Origin of the sequence: Vibrio sp. L85, assembly GCF_963871815.1 — a bacterium.
Classification (GTDB): domain Bacteria; phylum Pseudomonadota; class Gammaproteobacteria; order Enterobacterales; family Vibrionaceae; genus Vibrio; species Vibrio harveyi.
In genome coordinates this window covers 49,379-68,639 of sequence record NZ_CAWMYL010000253.1, presented here as the reverse complement: position 1 = coordinate 68,639, position 19,261 = coordinate 49,379, and the positions used below count along the sequence as shown (strand labels likewise).

Below are 19,261 nucleotides of genomic sequence, written 5' to 3'. Positions count from 1 at the left end.
TTAATGTTCCTTTCGTACAAATTGACGCACTATCCATTCACCAGCGAACAAGCTACCAGCGAGTAAATAACTGATTAAGCCGTTGTACAGCGTCCAGATTTCGATAGGTTGAAAACAGGTATACAGTGCTACCGATGCATTCAAGATAAAGAATCCACACCACACGATCGTAACTTTTCGTGTGTAGATCACGCCACTTTGAGGAAGTTCAGGCTCTTGAAGGCGAGCCAGTCTCTCGATGATGGTTTGCGGTTGCTTCAAGCTCAGTGAGAACACGCCAAGCATGCAAAGGTTGACGACAACAGGGTAGAACTTTAGCCACCCGTGCTGCTTAAAAACAACACCTAAGGTGACTAAGACAATACCCACAACGCCCGTGGTGATCGCAAGGAACTTAAACTCTTTGAGTGGTGTTTTGTTTGCAGCGAGTAACCGCAAAAGCAACGCTGCAACCAATAAGCCACCAACCAGATTTAAACCAAATCGGTCGATACCGAAGTAAACCGCGAAGGGGTAGGCAAATAATACAATTGCAGACAAAACCGTCAGCAATTGGCGCATTAACTTTCCTTGAGAAGTTCAGTTACTGCATTAACCACGTCATCGACAGTACGAACTGTGCTGAATTCTGCTGGTTTGATCTTTTTGCCAGTGACATTTTGTAGGTGTACAACAAGGTCTACGGCATCAATGCTGTCTAGGTCTAGATCGGTGTAAAGATGGGCTTCTGGCTGAATGTCTTCAGCTTCAATTTCGAATAGCTCCACAAGCGCATCTTTAACTTGTTCAAATACTTGATCTTTATTTACGTCTGTCATGAATATACCTAAAAACTATTCATTATCTTGAGAAGAGGTTTGAGAAGAAATGTACTTCGCAAGGTTAGCTACAGAAGCGAAGTGCTCACGAGTGTTCGAATCGTCTGCATCAATGACAATGTTGTATTGCTTTTTAATTGCTAATCCAAGTTCAAGAGCATCGATAGAATCCAAGCCAAGACCATCACCAAAAAGTGGTGCTTCTGTTTCAATATCGTCGACGGTTAAATCTTCTAGGTTTAGAGCGTCAATAATAAGTTGCTTGATATCGTTGTGTAATTGTTCCACTGGGACCTGCTTATAATTACGAATTTTCTGGAAATATAGTTTCAGCCAAATGCTGTTGTAAGCGACGAGCCGCTATCGTTGGGGACGTAGTTTGCTTTATAAAAGGCTCAATCTCAACTTTATCCTTAACTTCAACCTTGAAAAATGGTTTTGTCTTTGGAACTTGATACCATTTTTTCTCTTTTGTCAGGAAGCTTGGCGTGACCGTAATATGTACGACACGCAAATCTCGCTCGGTTCTAACCGCTATTTGCGCAGCGCCTCTTTGTAATTTCGATTTTACACCTGGAGTGGTTCTTGTGCCTTCAGGAAAAATAAGCAAAACGTTACCATCGTCAAATCTTTCTTCACACATTGCTAATAAATCATCAGGTGCTTCGTTGGGTATATAACCTGCAGCCTTAACAATGTGCTTCATAAATGGGTTTGCCCAAATTGCGGACTTAACTAAACAGTCGCAGCGCTTTAATTGGGATGCGATCAAAACGTAATCAATTAAACTTGGGTGGTTCGCAACTATGAGACAGTTTTTATCTTGTTGAAGAATGTCGGCACCAATGATTTGGTAATCAATTGCGCCGCAAAGCTTCATCAAATTACAAAAAGTGTTGAAAGAATATTGAATCGCCCCTTGAACTTTATATTCTCTCTGTTTTATATCCGATGTAGTCAGGTGAATAAGTGGAATGACGATAAAGCTGAGTGCCAAGCCACCTAAACCAAAAACCGAGAAACAAAATCCTGTCGCGAATACTCGCCAATATTGATTCAACATTCTCATTGACGACGCCATTCCCATGATTGTTGAGGCGAATGAATCGTCCAATTGTTTGCTGATGATAAAAAGTGCTGAATAAAGCTAAGCCCTTGCGGAAAGGCATCTTCGTCTGTTTTCTCGGTTGTTGCTTGTACGCTAAAAGTATCGCCATGAGAAAGCACCAGACCTAAACCATATCCATGGTAATCGTGCGTTTCAAACTCAGAATATGACTCTGGGAGTGGCTCATCAAAATCGACAATCAGAACTTTCTTGTCAGGGTTGTCATACAGGAATAGCCACGCTTCGATTAACGCGCTTTGGAAGGTATTTTCAGCAGCTGCGATAGAGGTGAGAGGGATCGGCTGTTTAGTTGCGATGGTCGCAAGCCCCGCTGCGGTATTATGCACAGACTGAGAGAATGCCATTGGCGAAGCTTCTTCACCCTTGAGGATGTCTTCTACCAACGCCACACTGCGATGAAGTTCACCATGACGGCTAGAGAAAACAAGGTAGTCAACATCGTGCTGCTTGAGCAACTCAATCGCCGTTTGAACCGCTAGCTTACTCAGTTGGCTCATACGTCTGCGCATCATAGGTGGGATATCAGATACGTTCAGTTTGCCTTCTTCTGGCCACTGACCGGTAGAGGTCCATTGTTTCCACTCATCGACTTGACTAAGCCCTTGAGAGTTAGCTGACCAAGCGTCGATATTAAACGAAATTTTGATCTTGGAGTTTGGCATATTTGATTAAATTGCTTTATTTTACCGCTCGATACAATTTAAGCTTCAGCAGAAACCATAATAAAGGAAATTATCATGTCACGTTTAAAGCTGTTTATATCAGTGCTATTAACTTTGCTTCTTGTCGGTTGTGGTCGAGTGCAACCTGTATTGAATGTGGAGGATACTCCAGTTGCTTATGATCTTCAAAATAAACAAGTAAAAGCGGCGATTGTTCAATCAGCAACTAATCGCGGTTGGACGATTGAAGAAACAAGCCCAGGTGTATTAATTGCAAAAATCAACGTTCGTAGTCACTTTGCGGAAGTAAAAATTCCATATAGCAACAAATATTATTCAATTATTTATCTCAACTCAGTAAATCTAAAAGCAAGTGATGGCAAAATCCATCGTAATTACAACCGTTGGGTGAACAACTTAAATGTTGATATTCAACGCGCGCTTGCACTTTTAGGCGCAGAGTCCCAGTAATAATTATATTAATTGAAGTTAGGTTTTTTCGTGTTAAATCAAAATATTGATCCTTTCAACGCTTTTGAAGCTAAAACAGAAGCTCAAAAATTATCTTTTGCCCCTATTGTTTTCCACACTGCGAGAACATTAAGAGAACTTGGTATCTTAGCTGCGCTCGACAGTGCAGGCTCAAAGGGTATGAACGCTGTAGAAATTGCAGAAAAAACGGGTGTGTCTGAATACGGCGTGAAAGTATTGTTGGATATGGCCATTAGTGCGCACATTGTTTTGTGGGAAAAACCTAACTATTCCTTGGCTAACCTAGGCTTTTACTTACTTTATGATGGCATGACGCAAGCAAACATGGATTTCACTGCCGACGTTTGTTACGCCGCTATGATGCACCTAACGGATGCGATCAAAGAAGGCAAGCCGTCAGGTCTTAAAGAACTTGGTGATTGGGAAACCATTTACCAGGGGTTATCAACATTGCCAGAACAAGCGAAACAAAGCTGGTTCAAGTTTGACCACTTTTACTCTGATCGCTCTTTCCCACTATTACTTAAAGAAGTATTTGCTAATAAACCAAGTCACATTGTGGACATTGGTGGCAATACTGGTAAGTGGGCAATGCAGTGCTGTAACCACGATCAATATGTGAACATTACAATTGTTGATCTTCCTCAGCAGCTAGAAGTTGCGATGGCAAATGCCAAGGAAAATCAACTGAGTGAGCGCATCACTCCATTCCCAGCCAACATGCTGGATAAAGCTCAAGTGTTACCTGAGCACGCTGATATCTGGTGGATGAGTCAATTCCTTGATTGCTTCTCACCAATCGAAATTCTCAATATTCTTAAGAAAGTGAAAGCGCAGCTTCGAGAAGGCGATACGGTGTATATCTTAGAACTGTTCTGGGATGCACAAAAATACGCGGGTGCTTCTTATAGCTTGAACGCGACCTCGCTTTACTTTACCTGTTTAGCAAACGGCAACAGTCGTTTCTACCGCAGCGATGATTTTCTGGAAATTGTTGAAGCGGCAGGCTTAGTCGTGACAGAAAGAACCGACAACATTGGTCTCGGTCATACGTTATTAAAACTACAAGCAAACTAGAAAGCAGAATGAGAAAAGAACAAAAGCAAGTCGTCGTCGTTGGTGCAGGACCGTCAGGTTCTACCGTTTCCGCATTGCTCAATATGCGCGGAATTAATGTCGTTGTGATTGAGAAAGCGTTGTTCCCACGTTTTTCGATCGGTGAAAGCCTTCTTCCTGCCTGCATGGAAGTGGTAGAGCAAGCCGGTATGTTGGAAGCGGTGAACCAATATGGATTCCAGTACAAAGATGGTGCTGCGTTTCGTCGCAATGGCGTTTATACCCAATTTGATTTCACCAACAAATTCACTGCAGGACCGGGTACCACTTACCAAGTTCAACGCGGTAACTTCGATAAAGTACTGGCAGACAGTGCAGTGGAGCAAGGTGTTGAAATTCGTTACCAGCACGAACTGACAAGCATCGACTTTGAAGGTGCCAAGTCGATTCTTAATGTGCTTGACGCTGACAAACAAGCTTACCAAATTGAAGCCGATTACGTGCTAGATGCTAGTGGTTTTGGTCGCGTTCTTCCTCGTTTGCTCGCGCTAGAAGAGCCTTCATGCCTGCCACCAAGAAAAGCAATTTTTACGCACATTGAAGACAACATTACTGCAGAAGGGATTGAATACGATCGCAACAAGATCCTGATCTCTGTGCATCCTGAAAATCATGATGTGTGGTATTGGTTGATCCCGTTCTCAAATGGTACTTGCTCATTTGGTGTGGTTGGCGAACCGACGTTCTTTGAAAACTATCCCGAGGATAAGATTACCGCTCTTAAGCAGTTAGCAAGTGAAGAACCAGGGCTTGCGCAGCTCCTTAACCAAGCTCAGTACCCAAATCCTGCTGGTGAACTGGGTGGCTATTCAGCGAACGTAAAACACTTAGCGACACCACACTACGCGTTGCTTGGTAATGCTGGTGAGTTTCTTGATCCTGTCTTCTCTTCAGGCGTGACTATTGCCATGAAGTCAGCACAATTTGCAGCAGACTGCATTGAACGCCAGCTAAATGGTGAAACGGTCGATTGGCAATCTGATTATGCTGATCGCCTAATGGTGGGCGTCAATACTTTCCGTACTTACGTGGAAGGTTGGTACAACGGCATGTTGCAAGATGTTATCTTCTACCAAAACCCCAATCCACGTATCAAACAGATGATCAGCGCGATTCTTGCGGGTTACGCATGGGATGAAGCCAACCCATACGTAAAACAGAGTGAACAACGCTTAGCGACCCTAGCTGAGCTAGTGAGAGATGAGGAGATGTAATCCTCCCACTCTTTTTAATACCGAAGCCCCGCAAAAAATCGCGGGGCTTTTTCGTCGGTTGAACCTAAATTTTTAAACACTCATGATGGCGTCTGTCTTCGTTTAACCTTATGATTTAATGAGTTTAATAACAGCAGCCCAACCATGTCTTCGACTTTTCATTTTTATAATCAGAATGCTGGCTCATTAGCAGAGCAATATGATTCAACAACTTTTGAGCAAGTGCATACAAGTTGGCAGGCTTTTTGGCCTCTTGTTGGTGATCGTGTGTTGGATGTTGGCGCAGGCTCCGGAAGAGATGCTAAATGGATGGCCAAAAAAGGCTGCGAGGTTATTGCGCTGGAACCTGCAACGTCGCTGTTAAAACTAGGAAAAGCTGAAACTGATGATTCTGTCGTTTGGTTGGAAGATTCTTTGCCAGCACTTGAGAAAACCACCAACTTGGGGCTTCGCTTTGATCTTGTGTTAGTGAGCGCGGTTTGGATGCATCTTGCTACTTCTCATCGTGAACGTGCTTTCCGTAAGCTCTCTAATCTGCTTGCGCCCAATGGTCGATTGGTCATAAGCCTTCGCCATGGAGAGTTCACTGATGGGCGCAAAGCTTATCCTGTTTCTGTTCAAGAGTTAGAGCAGTTGGCAAAGAACAATGCGCTTATCGTTAGACAAGTTTCTGACAGTAAGGATCAGCTCAAGAGGGATGATGTTTATTGGCAAACCGTTGTGATTTTAAAGTGAAAGAAGAACAAGCCGTGTCACTTCAATATTATGTAGATAAATTCCGTAGCCTGAATATGAATAGCTCTAATGGGAAAAAGAGCCCTCATAAAGTGTGCATGTTGCTCACGGTTATGGAGCTCATTCAGGCGGGACATATCTCTTCCAACAAAATAGAGTTTAGTCAGGTCCTCAAAGAGCGTTTCACTTATCACTTAGCAAACTTTGCTACTGGGAATGATAGGGATACACCGGAAAATCCTTACTTTTTTCTGAGAAGTGAGGGATTTTGGCACTTGTCTTACAATGATGGTTTTCAAGCGGAATCTACCAAACGATACTCGTCAAAAGCGATTGCTTATGCTTATCTTGATGATGAGCTTTATGATTATATGAGTAGCTATATCGTTTCAAATGAATTGAAAGATGCTCTTGTTTCAAACCTTTCAGATTTAGCGTCTTTGTTTTATCGCTGGTTGATTGACCTAGGTAAGTCAGAGAAAACAGCGAAAAACTATTTGGGCGCAGTTCGTGGTTCAATATCGAACTGGCTTATGGATGCTGGACAGATTCAAGAACCAATTACAGATGTGAAATCATACGGTGAATTTAAGAACTATAAGCTCAAAGCCCAAAGTTTACCTGAGTTTAAAATTCGAGATATCAAGGGGAAAGGGATGTACAGTGCTGCGCTTTCTCACTACGAAAACTTTTTTGTCGACTTATCTCAGATAGATGTTAATGCAGATATTCGACAAGTAATGAACGATAAGCAGCTCAGCTCGACGGAAAAGACTATTTTAGTTAATACAAGAATGGGGCAGGGGCACTTCAGGTCAAAATTAATTGATATGTGGGGTGGTTGTGCCGTTACGGGTTTTAAGAACACGCAGTTGCTATTGGCATCTCATATTAAGCCTTGGCGTGAATCGGATAACGAAGAGCGATTAGATAGATTTAACGGGCTGTTGTTAATTCCAAATATCGATAAGGCATTCGATCTTGGATTCATATCATTCAATGATAGTGGGAAGGTTTTGATTTCAAGTTATCTAGAGAAACCCGAGGTTCTTGGATTACAAGAAGACATGTCCTTTCAGGTGCATCATAGACATAAGCGTTACTTAGGTCACCATAGAGGGGTAATATTTAAGGGTTTATAAATTGAACACGAATGAAGATGAAATCAGCATTTATGTCCTTTCTTCGTTCGCTCTCAGAAAGCCAAAAAGATCTATCTCACACTTTTGATTGTTATTACTGATAACGATGTTAAATAAGTGAGAAATGGATTACAGTTTGGAGCATGTTTTCCAAATGTGGTTTTATCGTGAAAACGGTTTCTAAGTTATTGTATAAGTTGACAAAAATTAAGCAGCTTAAACACAGGAAAGATAAGGTTTTTCCCCTTTCTGATACGTACACTCAAAAGAATCAGAAAATTCTAAAAATCCTCTCTCCTTCTTCATTTTTCTACAAGAAAGGTCATGTTTCTGTGCCCTTTTCGACGCCTTCTGTAGATGCTCTTGCTTGGGGGAGTCGCGTATCTCCTGAGTTTAAAAGTAAAGTGAATGATATTTCCCGAGATCTCAACATCGATCCAAATCATCTGATGGCTTGCATGGCTTTTGAAACAGCAGAGACATTCAGCCCCAGCATTAAAAACGGCTCGGGGAGTGGGGCTACGGGTTTGATTCAATTTATGCCATCAACCGCGGAAGCACTTGGTACGAGCACAAAGAAGCTTGCTCAAATGAGTGCGTTAGAGCAACTCGATTATGTGAAAGCGTATTTTATGCCTTACCGAAACCGCCTGTCTTCTCTTGAGGATGTGTATATGGCGATCCTGTATCCTGCGGCTATTGGTAAACCCGCTGCTCATGTATTATTCAAACAAGGATCAATTGCTTATCGCCAGAATGCAGGGATCGACCGCAATAACGCTGGGAAAATCACACTAGGCGATGTGTCATATAAAGTGAGACGTAAGCTAGAAAAGGGACTGCATCCTAAGTTCTTAGGCTAGCTCATTCTCTTAAATCTGGAGCAACTAGAAAGTTGCTCCGCCGTCCACTCTTAAATCGTGCATGGTAATGTGACCCGCTTTCTCACTCAGTAAAAATTCAATCGCATTGGTTATGTCTTTGGTTTCTGCAATCTTGTTCAAAGGAATACCAATCCGGTGTGACGCTAAGTTACCCTGAATCGTTTCTCGTTCTCCATAGGACTCATTCCACATTTGTTCTTGCATCGGTGTTCTGGTTGAGCCTGGGCTAACAATGTTACAGCGAATGCCGTATGCCGCGAGTTCTAACCCCAAACATTGCACCCACATATGAAGTCCCGCTTTAGACGAACAATACGCCGACATGTTGACTCTTGGGGTGTCTGCTGCGTTCGAACCTACCGCAACAATCGCGCCTTTTTTGTTATTTTGAACCAGCAATTTCGCCAGTTGTTGTGTCAGTAGCATGGTTCCCTTTAGGTTCACGTCTAACGTTTTAATGAGCGCTTCAGGAGGGAGTTCCAGAACAGAACCAAGATGTAGCGCACCGGCGCATGTAATCACGTAGTCAGGAATGAGCTTGTCTTGAGCAAGATAATGACACGCATACTGAACGGCTGTGGTGTTGGCTAAGTCAAAGGGAAGTAGCAACGTTCGAGCTTGCTGTTTTTTTGGCAAAGATTGTTTGAATTCCTCTAGCAGAGCTTGCGTGATATCGCAGGCAATCACAGTAGCCCCTTGTTCCAATAAGCTTTTGGCACAGGCAAGTCCAATACCTTGCCCTGCACCAGTCACTAGGCACAGTTTACTTTTGAATTCTGTGTTGTTTTCATTCATAACCCTCTCCCTTCGTGCTGCAAATATCACATCCAAACTAGATAGATGATAATGATTTTTGTTATCGTTGTCATAATGTTAACAAGGAGGTAATGAAATTGACGAACAAACTAGGTTGGAAAATCAAACCTTGGTTGCTCACGTTAGGGCTTATCGGGTTGGCTGGATGTGAGTATTTACCACACTACGCAGAGGTAGATCTGTCCGAGCAAAAAATCGAACAAGTGGTCGAGCAAGCTAAATCAGCAGACGCTGCGATTCTTAATGCGTTTAAGCAACACAACTTTGTGGGTATTGGCGATTATCATTGGAATGATGCTTTCTTGCGCTATGCAACAGAGCTGGTTTCGACTCCTGCATTTTCAGATCAAGTCACGCATATTGTGGTGGAGTTTGGCAATGCAAAGTACCAACCTGTACTGGATAACTACTTAGCTGGTGGGGACGTGAATGATGAACAGCTTCGCTCAATTTTGCGAGGTTCGATCTACTTTATGGCTTGGATGCCAGATGCTTATGCCGATTTCTTCAAAGCGATAAAGGTGCGAAATCAAACGCTACCTAAAGGGAAAAAAATCCATGTGCATTTAGCCGAAGCACCGTTTGATTGGAGCACTGTGAGTGATGAAAAGGTATGGCAGCAAGCAGCTAAAAACAAGACGGAGCATTTTTATCAAGTTGCTGCCGAGCGTATACAAAATAATCAGAAAGCACTGTTGATTTTTGGGGCTTTCCATTTGGTGAATGCGCCGCGGGATTACGTTGCAAAAACACAAGCCAGTGCTTGGCCATTGGCAACACGATTAGAGCAAGCGTTTCCCAATAGTACCTACTTGATTTGGCCAATGACGGAACCAGAAGTGGTGAAGACGTTTCATGACGTAAAAGCTCCGGCGCTTCTTGAGGTCGCAAAAAGTCCGATTGCTGATCTGAGGTTTATCGATTTATTACCAAAAGCCCGTTATAAGCTTGCTGCGATGGACGACATGGACGCCCAAGTCGGTGGTTTGTTTGATGCTTTTCTTTATCTGGGTGATAACCAACGAACAACGGTATTCCCTCGTGATGTGATGGAAGATAGGGAGTGGGTAAATGAGATGCAAAGACGCGTCGATATTATCGGTGGGAAGACGCAAGACCGCTTCAATGATATTCGCTCATTAAGTGATAAGAAATACGGCTTTGTTGATAACAACTGATGCGCTGTTAATTGAAATAAAGATTGAGAAAGGGCTGACGGCTGAGGGCGTCAGCCCTTTCTTTTTGGCTATGGATCCAAATCAAAAATTGTTAACGATGCATACGAACCAAGGTAACTCGCTCTGAATCCTCCACCTTGAAGTTGCTTAGATTTGAAGTTACTTAGATATAAATATGGTGAATTGTTTGCTTGAGGTTCTATTTGTTTAAGAATATTAATTTATAAAACTATAAGTTATGCGAATGATAATTATTATCAAAAATGATTGAATAATTGTAACTAGGTGTGTAGTCTCACTCTTCAAATGAGAAGGAATCTCATTTAGGACGCTATGTTTAATACAGTTTGAGAGATGATTATGCTTCGTAACTCCATGGGAAGCAGTACTATGCTCACAGAGTTTCTCAACGCCCATACGGATGACGCTTCGTTCTTCTTTAGCTCACCGACGGTGACGTTGCTTACACAAGGCATTGCTGCAGAATTTTCCCAACAAGTTAAATTCTCAGAGTTAGATACTCACATTAGCAAATTACTAGAATCGGCGAAGGAAGAGGGGAATGACAACCCTATTGCCGTTGGTGTAATACCGTTTTCTGAACATAATCCTGTGCACTTTATCGTCCCTGAGCGTTTGATCACGACGTCGCCGATCAGACCGGATAAAGTATTAGATGTCGATGGTTGCAACGACTGTCATCCTTCTTCTATTCAACCTGTCCCGACGCCTACTGAATACATGCATAGTGTTGAGCTTGCCACTCATCGTTGCAGCCAAGAAAACATCGCTCTTGATAAAGTGGTGTTGTCACGCACGATGCAAGTGGATACACAAGATGAAATCGATCGAGCTCGCTTCCTCAAAACCTTACTCAAGCAAAATCCTGGTGGTTATACCGTTTCTACTCGTATCGGCGGTGGTCATTCTGACGCTTATTTGATGGGATCCAGCCCTGAATTACTGGTATCCCGCAAAGGTCCTCATGTGTGCTCAAACCCTCTGGCAGGTTCTCGTCGACGTTGTGAAAATGCATCAATGAATCAGCAGCAAGGAGAGCTCATGATGGAGAGTAGCAAAGATCTTCATGAGCATGCGGTAGTGGTCGATGCGGTAGAAAAAGCGCTTCAACCTTGGTGTCATAACCTTTATGTGCCTATGGTGCCGTCGGTTATTGAAACCAAAGCCATGTTGCACCTTTCGACTCGTATTGAAGGGACGGTGTCCGATGCCAATACCAGCGTTCTGAAATTGGCGAGTGCGCTTCACCCAACGCCTGCCGTGTGTGGCTATCCTACGGCTCAAGCTTACGATTTCATCAGTCAAGTGGAGCCCTTTGATAGGGGCTATTTCACGGGTCTTGTTGGTTGGGTAGACGCTCGTGGTAATGGCGAATGGGTTGTTGTTATCCGCTGCGCTGAAGTTGAGAAGAAGCGTATTCGAGTTTATGCCGGAGCTGGGATCGTCTCCGGATCTGAGCCGCAAAGTGAGCTTGAAGAAACAGGAAATAAAATGCGCACTGTATTGAACGCGCTGGGTATTGAAATCCGTGAGAATATGGAGGTGGTTCAATGACTTGCTTAAGCATGAATGCCTCTGGCTTTACACCTTGGTCAGAAGGTTTAGCAAAGCAATACCGCCAAGCGGGTTTTTGGACAGAGCAAACCATTCCAGAGATGCTTGAGGCAAGCGTATCTATTTCTCCTAACCATGTTGCTCTAGTTGACGGGGAGCGACAGTGGACGTATCAATCGTTACTTGAGCATGTTGATAAGTTAGCTGCTGGTTTCCAATCGACTCTGAATCTTAAATCTGGCGACAAGGTCGTTTTGCATTTGCCTAACATAGGCGAGTTTTACATTAGCTTTTTTGCACTGCTTAAAATTGGCGTTCAACCCGTGCTTGCGTTACCCGCTCATCGTTATTCGGAGATTCGATACTTTTGTCATTTTACACAGGCAAAAGCGTTAATCACTGCTCCTCAACTCGGCGTCGATACGGCTGATATTGCGCTGCAAGTAGCATCTGAATTACCAGGCTTAAAGAACATCGTTTGGGCGGGTGACATGAGCGCCATGCCGATTGGTAGCGTAGCCCTTAGAGCGCTCTTGCTAGACAATGTTGAACCTCAAGTTCATCGCGGTGAAGATTTTGCCTTTTTCCAATTATCGGGTGGTACGACTGGCACACCTAAGCTTATTCCTCGCACACATTACGACTATCTATACAGTGTACGAGCGAGCAATGAGGTTTGCCAATTCTCGCCAAATACGCGTTACCTTTGTGTTTTACCGGCCGCCCACAATTTCCCATTGAGTTCTCCCGGTGCGTTGGGCTGTTTTATGGCGGGTGGCACCGTTGTACTTGCTCCAGACGCAAGCCCTCAAACTGCCTTTTCTTTGATTGAAAAGTACCGAATTACCGTAGCCGCTTTAGTGCCACCGTTGGCACTATTGTGGCTCGATGAAGCCGCAAGAACTCGACATGACCTTACTTCATTAGAAGTGCTGCAAGTTGGGGGGGCTCGTTTTAGTGAGGAAGCGGCAAAGCGTATCAAACCTGAACTTGGTTGTACCTTACAGCAAGTATTTGGCATGGCTGAAGGGCTAGTTAACTACACCCGTCTAGATGATCCTGAGTCCGTGATTGTCAAGACGCAAGGTCGCCCAATGTCACCTGCTGATGAGCTGTTGATACTCGATGAAATGGGTAACCCTGTCCCACAAGGAACGGAAGGTATTTTGTTCGTGCGTGGACCTTATACCATTCAAGGTTACTACCGGGCTCCTGAGCACAATCAGCGTTCATTCACCGAGCAAGGCTACTACCGTACTGGCGATGTGGTACTGCTGACTGAAGAGGGCAATTTGAAAGTTGTTGGTCGCGACAAAGATCAGATTAACCGAGGGGGTGAAAAAATCGCAGCAGAAGAGGTCGAGAACCATTTGCTGGCGCACGATTGTGTCCATGATGCTGCTGTTATTGCCATCCCAGATGATTACCTTGGAGAGCGCAGTTGTGCTGCCTTAGTTTGCCCGCAGCAAGCCCCGAAACCGATCGAGATAAAGCGTTTCTTACGAGGGCGTGGGCTGGCTGATTTTAAGATCCCAGATATGGTCGTTTTTGTTGATGTATTACCCAAAACGCCAGTAGGTAAAGTGAATAAAAATAAATTACTCGAACTCGTTTAACCAAGGTCGAAACACCAAGGTTGATTTGGTGTGCTTGGCATTTTGATTACTTTGGAGATAAGCCCAATGGCCATTCCATCTATCTCTGGTTACTCACTAACGAAAGTGAAGCCAGAAAATCGCGTTAACTGGTCAGTAGAACCACATCGTGCCGTGTTGTTAATCCACGATATGCAGCAGTACTTTCTCAATTTCTACGATGCAGACAGCGAGCTGATTCAAACGTTGACTCGCAACATTCAAGAGATCAAACAAGCATGTATTGATGCCGGCATTCCAGTGGTTTATACCGCGCAGCCCGGTGACCAACGCCAAGAAGATCGCGCTTTATTGACCGATTTTTGGGGCCCCGGTTTAAAAGCGGATGACAACATTACTCGAATCTCTCCAGCACTTGCGCCAACGGAGCAGGACACCGTGTACACCAAATGGCGTTACAGTGCGTTTCAACGTACGCCACTTAAATCCATGATGGATGAAACGGGGCGTGATCAGCTAATTATCGTGGGTATTTATGCTCACATCGGTTGTTTACAAACAGCGGCAGAAGCGTTCATGACAGACATTAAAGCTTTCATGGTTTCCGATGCCGTTGCTGACTTCTCAGCGAGCGATCATGACATGGCGCTCAACTATGTGGCGGGTCGATGCGGTTATGTCTTGGACAAGCAGCAATTGCTCGAACAAGTGGCAAGTGCGAACGAACTCGCAGCTGGTGATTTTGTGATTCCTCAGTCGCAACCGCAACTTACTCAACAGTTAGCGGCGCTGTTAGAGGTACCAGCCGATGAGATGACTCCAGAGGATAGTTTGCTTGATTTTGGTTTGGATTCGGTACGCATGATGTCGCTGGTCGGAGATTGGCAACAGGCGGGCCTTGATGTGAGTTTTATGGAATTAGCAGCGAAACCGAGTTTGCAGGATTGGTGGAGACTGATCGAGAAGAAGCTGACCTAACAGCCAAAGCGGAAAAATGACAAAGGAATGAACATGTACGATTTACCTTATACGGCAGAGCAGTTGTTGCCGCTTACGGATGCCCAAGCTGGGATTTGGTTTGCTCAGTTACGTGACCCTGAAAACCCAATTTATAAGACTGGCGAATACCTGGTTATTGAAGGCGAGGTGGATGAGCCTTGTTTTGTTGAAGCAGTCAAAACGGCAATTGATGAAGTCGACTCGTTGCACGCTAAGTTTGTTACCACCACCGAAGGACCGCGAATGGTGATAGATAGACAAACCTGGCAAGTCGAACGTATCGACTTTTCGCAACACGTTAAACCGCTTGATGCCGCTGTGACTTGGATGAAAGATCAGTTAAAGCAACCTGTCGATTTGGAACAAGGTCCTTTATTCATCATGGCATTGCTTAAGCTCTCCGATGATCAATACGTTTGGTTCCTTTCACTGCATCACATTGCGATAGACGGTTACAGCATGTCGCTGGTCGCGGGGCGGGTGGCGCATGTTTATGGTCAGTTGGTTAAAGGAGAGCACTTTGAGAAGCTTGAATTTGCAGACCAACAGGCTCTTTTGAAAGAAGATGACGACTATAAAGCTTCTGAGAAATACCAAAAAGATCGCGCATTTTATTTACAGCGTTATGCCGACCATTCTGACACTGTAAACCTTGCGGGTAAGCCGACAGTGACTTCAGACCATTTCCTTCGTCTAAAAGGTGCAATGGCAGCCTCTGACTTTCAGAGAATGGAGTCGTTAGCTAAACAGTGCAGAACACACTGGTATAGCGTACTTATCGCATCTATCGCGGCTTATGTACACCGTATGACACGCTCCAATGAAGTGGTGATTGGTGTGCCTCTGATGGGGCGTTTGGGCTCGGTAGCCATTCAAACTCCGGCGATGCGCGTCAATATTCTTCCCGTACGAGTCAGTTTTGAATCAGGACTGGATATCAAAACGTTGGTGAAGCAAGTTAACCAAGAATTTGCATCGGTTCGCCGTCATCAAAGCTATCGCTATGAAGAGCTTCATCGCGAGCTAAATTTGGTAAAAGATCATCGTAATCTATTTGGTCCATTGGTGAATATTATGCCGTTTGAGTACGAGCATAAATTCGGTGACCTCACTTCAAAAGCACACAACTTATCAGCCGGACCGGTCGATGACATTTCTTTCTATTGCTATGAATTAGCTGGGCAATTACACATCGATATGGATGCGAATCCAGAGCTGTATTCAGAGAAAGAGATTCATGAGCATCAACAACGCTTGTTCCATTTTATGAGTGACTTTTTTACAAGCGCAGAAGCTCAAGATTCTTCTCATTGCCAAGTGAGTGATGTCAGTATTTTACTGGCTGGTGAGCGAGAGAAGGTTGTCGAGACATGGAACGATACCGCTCGCGAAGTGCCGGAAACGACGCTGTCCGCCATCATGGCTCGCCAACGTATTTTGACACCACATGCTCCGGCTTTGATCTTTGAAGGTCAGAAGTTGAGTTACGAGCAACTGGCTCGCAAAGTGTATTCACTCACCAACTGGTTAACAGCGCAAGGCGTTGAGCTTGGTGACCGCATTGCTGTGTGTGTCCCAAGAAGCGAAGAGCTGATTGTAGTACAGCAAGCCATTTTAGCGGCTGGCGCGGTTTATGTGCCTGTGGATCCTGACTACCCCGAGGGGCGTATCCACTACATGCTCGAATCTTCTTCACCGAAATTTGTTTTCTCAACCAAGACGCTTCAAGACAAACTGCCGCAAGAGGTGGATGTAAAGCTAGTGGATGATGAGACGCTGCCTACGATATATAAAGTGGTAGAACCGTTGCCTCCTCAAGTTAAGCCAGAACCTCATTCACCAGCTTATATGATTTATACCTCGGGCTCGACCGGGAAACCAAAAGGCGTCGTCGTTACGCATGATGCGATTGTCAATCGACTCTTGTGGATGCACGACCAATATCCAATTGATGCGAAAGACCGGGTATTACAAAAAACGCCAGCAGGGTTCGATGTTTCAGTATGGGAGTTCTTCTGGCCAATGATGGTCGGATCGTGCCTTGTTATTGCGAAACCAGACGGACACAAAGACCCAATATACCTACAAGATTTGATTCATAAAGAGCAGATCACCACCTTGCATTTTGTGCCTTCAATGCTGCAAATTTTCGTACAACAAGCAGATGCCAGATTGTGCCAAAGTCTACGCCAAGTCTTTTGTAGCGGGGAGGCGTTGCCAATGGAGCTAGTCAATCACTATTACCAAGAGTTTGATGCACCATTGCATAATTTGTACGGTCCGACAGAAGCTGCGGTGGACGTAACTTACTGGCCGAGTGAGGCGAATACGCAAGGGAATTCGATTCCTATAGGTCGTCCTGTATGGAACACGCAAATCTATATTCTTGATGACGAACTTAATCCTGTACCTCCTGGTGTGGTGGGTAACTTATACATTGCAGGTCGACAGTTGGCGATGGGCTACTATGGTCAGCCAGAACTGACTCAAGAGCGCTTTATTGACAATCCCTTTGGTCCACAAGGTAGCCGAATGTACTTGTCTGGTGATTTGGCGCGCTGGCGCGAAGATGGTGCGATTGAATACTGTGGGCGAAGCGATTTTCAGGTCAAGATTCGTGGTTTCCGAATCGAGTTAGAAGAGATTGAAAATGCCTTAGCAAACCACCCAAGTGTTGCGCAAGTTGCCGTGTTAGCTCAGGAATATACTGAGAATGATAAACGCCTTGTTGCTTATGTGTCGGCAGAGGAGCTTGAGCAGGGAATTGATACTAACGCACTACAAAAGTACCTTGCTGAGCCATTACCGGAATACATGGTGCCAAGCTATTTTGTTGAGCTTGAAAGCTTCCCTTTAACACCGAATGGTAAATTGGATCGTGATGCGTTACCCAAGCCAGATTTGTCTGCTCAAGTGAGCACAAAAGGACCAAGTAACCTTGTTGAAGAGCGTTTATGCAAACTATTTTGCCGCTTACTTGATTTACCGGCGGTTGGTGTGGATGACAACTTCTTTGAATTAGGCGGACACTCGTTGCTTGCTGCTCAGTTGATTGCTCATGTGAAAGAGATCATGGGAATTGAGCTATCGCTTGCGGCGGTGTTTGAGTCTCCGACGGTTTCCGGTATTGCCGCCAAGTTAAATGGCAGTGAAAGCGATGAAGCGCTCAATATCTTACTGCCTCTGCGAAAACGAGAGGGCAAGCCAGCTATTTTCTGTGTCCATCCTGCTGGTGGCTTGAGTTGGTGCTATGCGGCTTTGACTCCGATTATTCCATCCAATGTGCCTCTTTACGGCGTACAAGCGAAAAACCTCGGTGACCCTTCTTCTCCGCTGCCTAAATCAATGACCGAAATGGCTGAGGATTACGTGGCGGCGATTCGAGAAGAACAACCCTTTGGTCCATATCACCTACTAGGTTGGTCTATTGGCGGCATGATTGCGCATTTAATGGCGGGCATCTTACAGCAGCAAGATCAAGAAGTTGGCTTAGTCACCTTGTTGGACTCTTACCCAACGGAGCAATGGCAAAGTATGCACCCGCCTGGCGAAGAGAAAGCGCTTGGCGCCTTAATTCGTATGGCTGGGGTAGAGTTTGATGAATCGTTGCATTCTAGCCTAACGCGACCTGAAGTGATCGACATTTTACAAGATGCAGGATCATCAATGGCGCACCTGAGTGCTGAAACCATTACGGCAATGGTGGAAGTGGTCATTAACAACAACCATCGCGTACGCGATAGCGTCAATTATCAGTATCAAGGGGATGTGTTGTTTTTCAATGCGGAGAAGCCACCAGAAGAGGCATTTCTTGATCGCAATGGATGGTTCAAATACATGGATGGCGAGCTCAAAGTGATCGATGTCGCGTGTATTCATCGTGAAATGATGCGCCCAGATATGCTGCGTTTGATTGGTTCACATATGGTTGAAGAACTGAGAGAGAGATTTGATGTTTGATACCTCAACCAAAGCAAAAACTAAGGATTTGTTGGAGGGGGTGGTTTCCCCTCTGGCTTTTCTCAAAAGCAAACTTAACGCTGGCAGTGTAGTTGCCATCGGTGAAGCTCATTGGTTTAGCGAACTGTTCGAGAAGATAACGGAAGCCTTACTTGCACCTGAATTGGATGGCTCGTTTTCGCATTTGTTCATTGAATTTGGGAATGCCAAACATCAAGCATTACTCAATAACTACTTATCGGGAGAGACGGTTACTCAAGCTGAATTAGCGGCGGTGTGGTTGGACTCAGTCGCATTTCCCGCTTGGTTGCATCCTTGTTACGGTGCTTTCTTTGAGCGAGTTCGTGCTGTAAATAGCACGCGTAAGGTGCCGATCAAGATAGCGTTGACCGAACCATCGTTCAGCTGGGAAGAGATCCAACATTCGAAAGAGTTAGCAAAGCTCAGTGCACAACGTGATCAAGCTTTGGCAGAAGGAGTAGAAAAACAAACGTCGAAATGTGGGCTTGGTGTGGTGGTGTTAGTTGGCGCGAGACACATTCTAAAGTGCTCGCCAACGCTGGGCTTTATGGCAAAACACAGCACCTTCGGTGAGCTAGCGAAACACAAGTTTGGTGAGCAGTATGTATCAGTTTGGCCACACATCTTATCTAGCGAACTGAATGCCCCTGAACATGGCATTTACCCGACGGATCAGCCTTTACTAAAACAGCGCTCGTTTCTTGAACTGATCCCTAAAAAGCCTCCCGTGAATCCATATGCTTTTACCTGCTTAGATGAATTGGTTGATGCTTATTGGTACTTGGGTCCGCAGACAAGGCAACTCGATACAGTAGGTATTTCAATCCCACAAATGTGGAAGTGGCGTTTAGAGCAGCGCTTACCGCTGGTTAATGAACGACAGCAAATGGTGATCAAAAAGGTCATCGAATAGAAATGAATGACG

The 19,261-nt window shown here is 44.6% G+C and carries 17 protein-coding genes and 1 pseudogene; 12 read left to right on the top strand and 6 right to left on the bottom strand.

The window, feature by feature from the left end:
• The 5 genes from AACR11_RS28605 to AACR11_RS28585 are packed head-to-tail and all read right to left on the bottom strand — an operon-like array spanning position 1 to position 2,609.
• Complete coding sequence (locus AACR11_RS28605; RefSeq protein ID WP_009700647.1) at positions 1–561, bottom strand: intracellular septation A family protein; 561 nt, start codon at positions 559–561, stop codon at positions 1–3.
• On the bottom strand, positions 561–818 hold the full coding sequence (locus AACR11_RS28600; protein WP_005446488.1) for an acyl carrier protein: 258 nt from the start codon (positions 816–818) through the stop codon (positions 561–563). Before AACR11_RS28600 ends, AACR11_RS28605 begins: the two co-directional genes overlap by 1 nt.
• 15 nt (positions 819–833) lie before the next feature.
• The gene (locus AACR11_RS28595; protein ID WP_009696047.1) at positions 834–1,106 is read right to left on the bottom strand and encodes a phosphopantetheine-binding protein; all 273 of its coding nucleotides are present in this window, start codon (positions 1,104–1,106) and stop codon (positions 834–836) included.
• A 16-nt stretch (positions 1,107–1,122) separates the two neighbouring features.
• Positions 1,123–1,887, bottom strand: a complete 765-nt coding sequence (locus AACR11_RS28590) for a lysophospholipid acyltransferase family protein (RefSeq protein ID WP_005446490.1) — start codon at positions 1,885–1,887, stop codon at positions 1,123–1,125.
• Positions 1,884–2,609: a beta-ketoacyl synthase chain length factor gene (locus AACR11_RS28585; protein WP_005446494.1), complete on the bottom strand. Its 726-nt coding sequence runs from the start codon at positions 2,607–2,609 to the stop codon at positions 1,884–1,886. Before AACR11_RS28585 ends, AACR11_RS28590 begins: the two co-directional genes overlap by 4 nt.
• 75 nt (positions 2,610–2,684) lie before the next feature.
• On the opposite strand from AACR11_RS28585, the gene AACR11_RS28580 reads away from it, so the two are divergent.
• The 6 genes and pseudogenes from AACR11_RS28580 (at position 2,685) to AACR11_RS28555 (ending at position 8,171) form a co-directional block, all read left to right on the top strand.
• Positions 2,685–3,080, top strand: coding sequence for a hypothetical protein (locus tag AACR11_RS28580; protein ID WP_005446495.1), 396 nt, complete (start codon positions 2,685–2,687; stop codon positions 3,078–3,080).
• Between the two features lie 30 nt (positions 3,081–3,110).
• On the top strand, positions 3,111–4,178 hold the full coding sequence (locus tag AACR11_RS28575) for a methyltransferase (protein ID WP_029788643.1): 1,068 nt from the start codon (positions 3,111–3,113) through the stop codon (positions 4,176–4,178).
• An 8-nt stretch (positions 4,179–4,186) separates the two neighbouring features.
• A complete protein-coding gene (locus AACR11_RS28570) occupies positions 4,187–5,431 on the top strand; it encodes an NAD(P)/FAD-dependent oxidoreductase (RefSeq protein ID WP_029788642.1) in 1,245 nt (414 codons plus the stop codon).
• A gap of 144 nt (positions 5,432–5,575) precedes the next feature.
• Positions 5,576–6,157, top strand: a pseudogene (locus AACR11_RS28565) (class I SAM-dependent methyltransferase); the annotation flags it as partial.
• 23 nt (positions 6,158–6,180) lie between these two features.
• Positions 6,181–7,308 carry an HNH endonuclease gene (locus AACR11_RS28560; protein ID WP_029788641.1) on the top strand — a complete coding sequence of 376 codons (1,128 nt, stop codon included), beginning with the start codon at positions 6,181–6,183 and terminating at the stop codon, positions 7,306–7,308.
• 143 nt (positions 7,309–7,451) lie between these two features.
• Positions 7,452–8,171 (top strand): transglycosylase SLT domain-containing protein, encoded by a 720-nt coding sequence (locus AACR11_RS28555; protein ID WP_029788640.1) that lies wholly within the window; start codon positions 7,452–7,454, stop codon positions 8,169–8,171.
• Positions 8,172–8,195: 24 nt separating this feature from the next.
• On the opposite strand, the gene AACR11_RS28550 is transcribed toward AACR11_RS28555, so the two are convergent.
• On the bottom strand, positions 8,196–8,987 hold the full coding sequence (locus AACR11_RS28550; protein WP_029788639.1) for a 2,3-dihydro-2,3-dihydroxybenzoate dehydrogenase: 792 nt from the start codon (positions 8,985–8,987) through the stop codon (positions 8,196–8,198).
• Positions 8,988–9,079: 92 nt separating this feature from the next.
• Between AACR11_RS28550 and AACR11_RS28545 the strand changes: the two genes are divergently transcribed.
• The 6 genes from AACR11_RS28545 to AACR11_RS28520 all read left to right on the top strand — a co-directional run bounded on the left by AACR11_RS28545 (position 9,080) and on the right by AACR11_RS28520 (position 19,249).
• Positions 9,080–10,186, top strand: coding sequence for a hypothetical protein (locus AACR11_RS28545; protein WP_029788638.1), 1,107 nt, complete (start codon positions 9,080–9,082; stop codon positions 10,184–10,186).
• Positions 10,187–10,540: 354 nt separating this feature from the next.
• Positions 10,541–11,761 carry an isochorismate synthase gene (locus tag AACR11_RS28540; RefSeq protein ID WP_079324485.1) on the top strand — a complete coding sequence of 407 codons (1,221 nt, stop codon included), beginning with the start codon at positions 10,541–10,543 and terminating at the stop codon, positions 11,759–11,761.
• The gene (locus AACR11_RS28535) at positions 11,758–13,377 is read left to right on the top strand and encodes a (2,3-dihydroxybenzoyl)adenylate synthase (RefSeq protein WP_029788636.1); all 1,620 of its coding nucleotides are present in this window, start codon (positions 11,758–11,760) and stop codon (positions 13,375–13,377) included. The genes AACR11_RS28540 and AACR11_RS28535 overlap by 4 nt, the downstream gene beginning before the upstream one ends.
• 66 nt (positions 13,378–13,443) lie before the next feature.
• Positions 13,444–14,334, top strand: a complete 891-nt coding sequence (locus AACR11_RS28530) for an isochorismatase family protein (RefSeq protein WP_029788635.1) — start codon at positions 13,444–13,446, stop codon at positions 14,332–14,334.
• A gap of 33 nt (positions 14,335–14,367) precedes the next feature.
• The gene (locus tag AACR11_RS28525; RefSeq protein ID WP_029788634.1) at positions 14,368–18,315 is read left to right on the top strand and encodes an enterobactin synthase subunit F; all 3,948 of its coding nucleotides are present in this window, start codon (positions 14,368–14,370) and stop codon (positions 18,313–18,315) included.
• Positions 18,308–19,249, top strand: coding sequence for a hypothetical protein (locus AACR11_RS28520; protein WP_029788633.1), 942 nt, complete (start codon positions 18,308–18,310; stop codon positions 19,247–19,249). Before AACR11_RS28525 ends, AACR11_RS28520 begins: the two co-directional genes overlap by 8 nt.
• Positions 19,250–19,261: the final 12 nt, after the last annotated feature.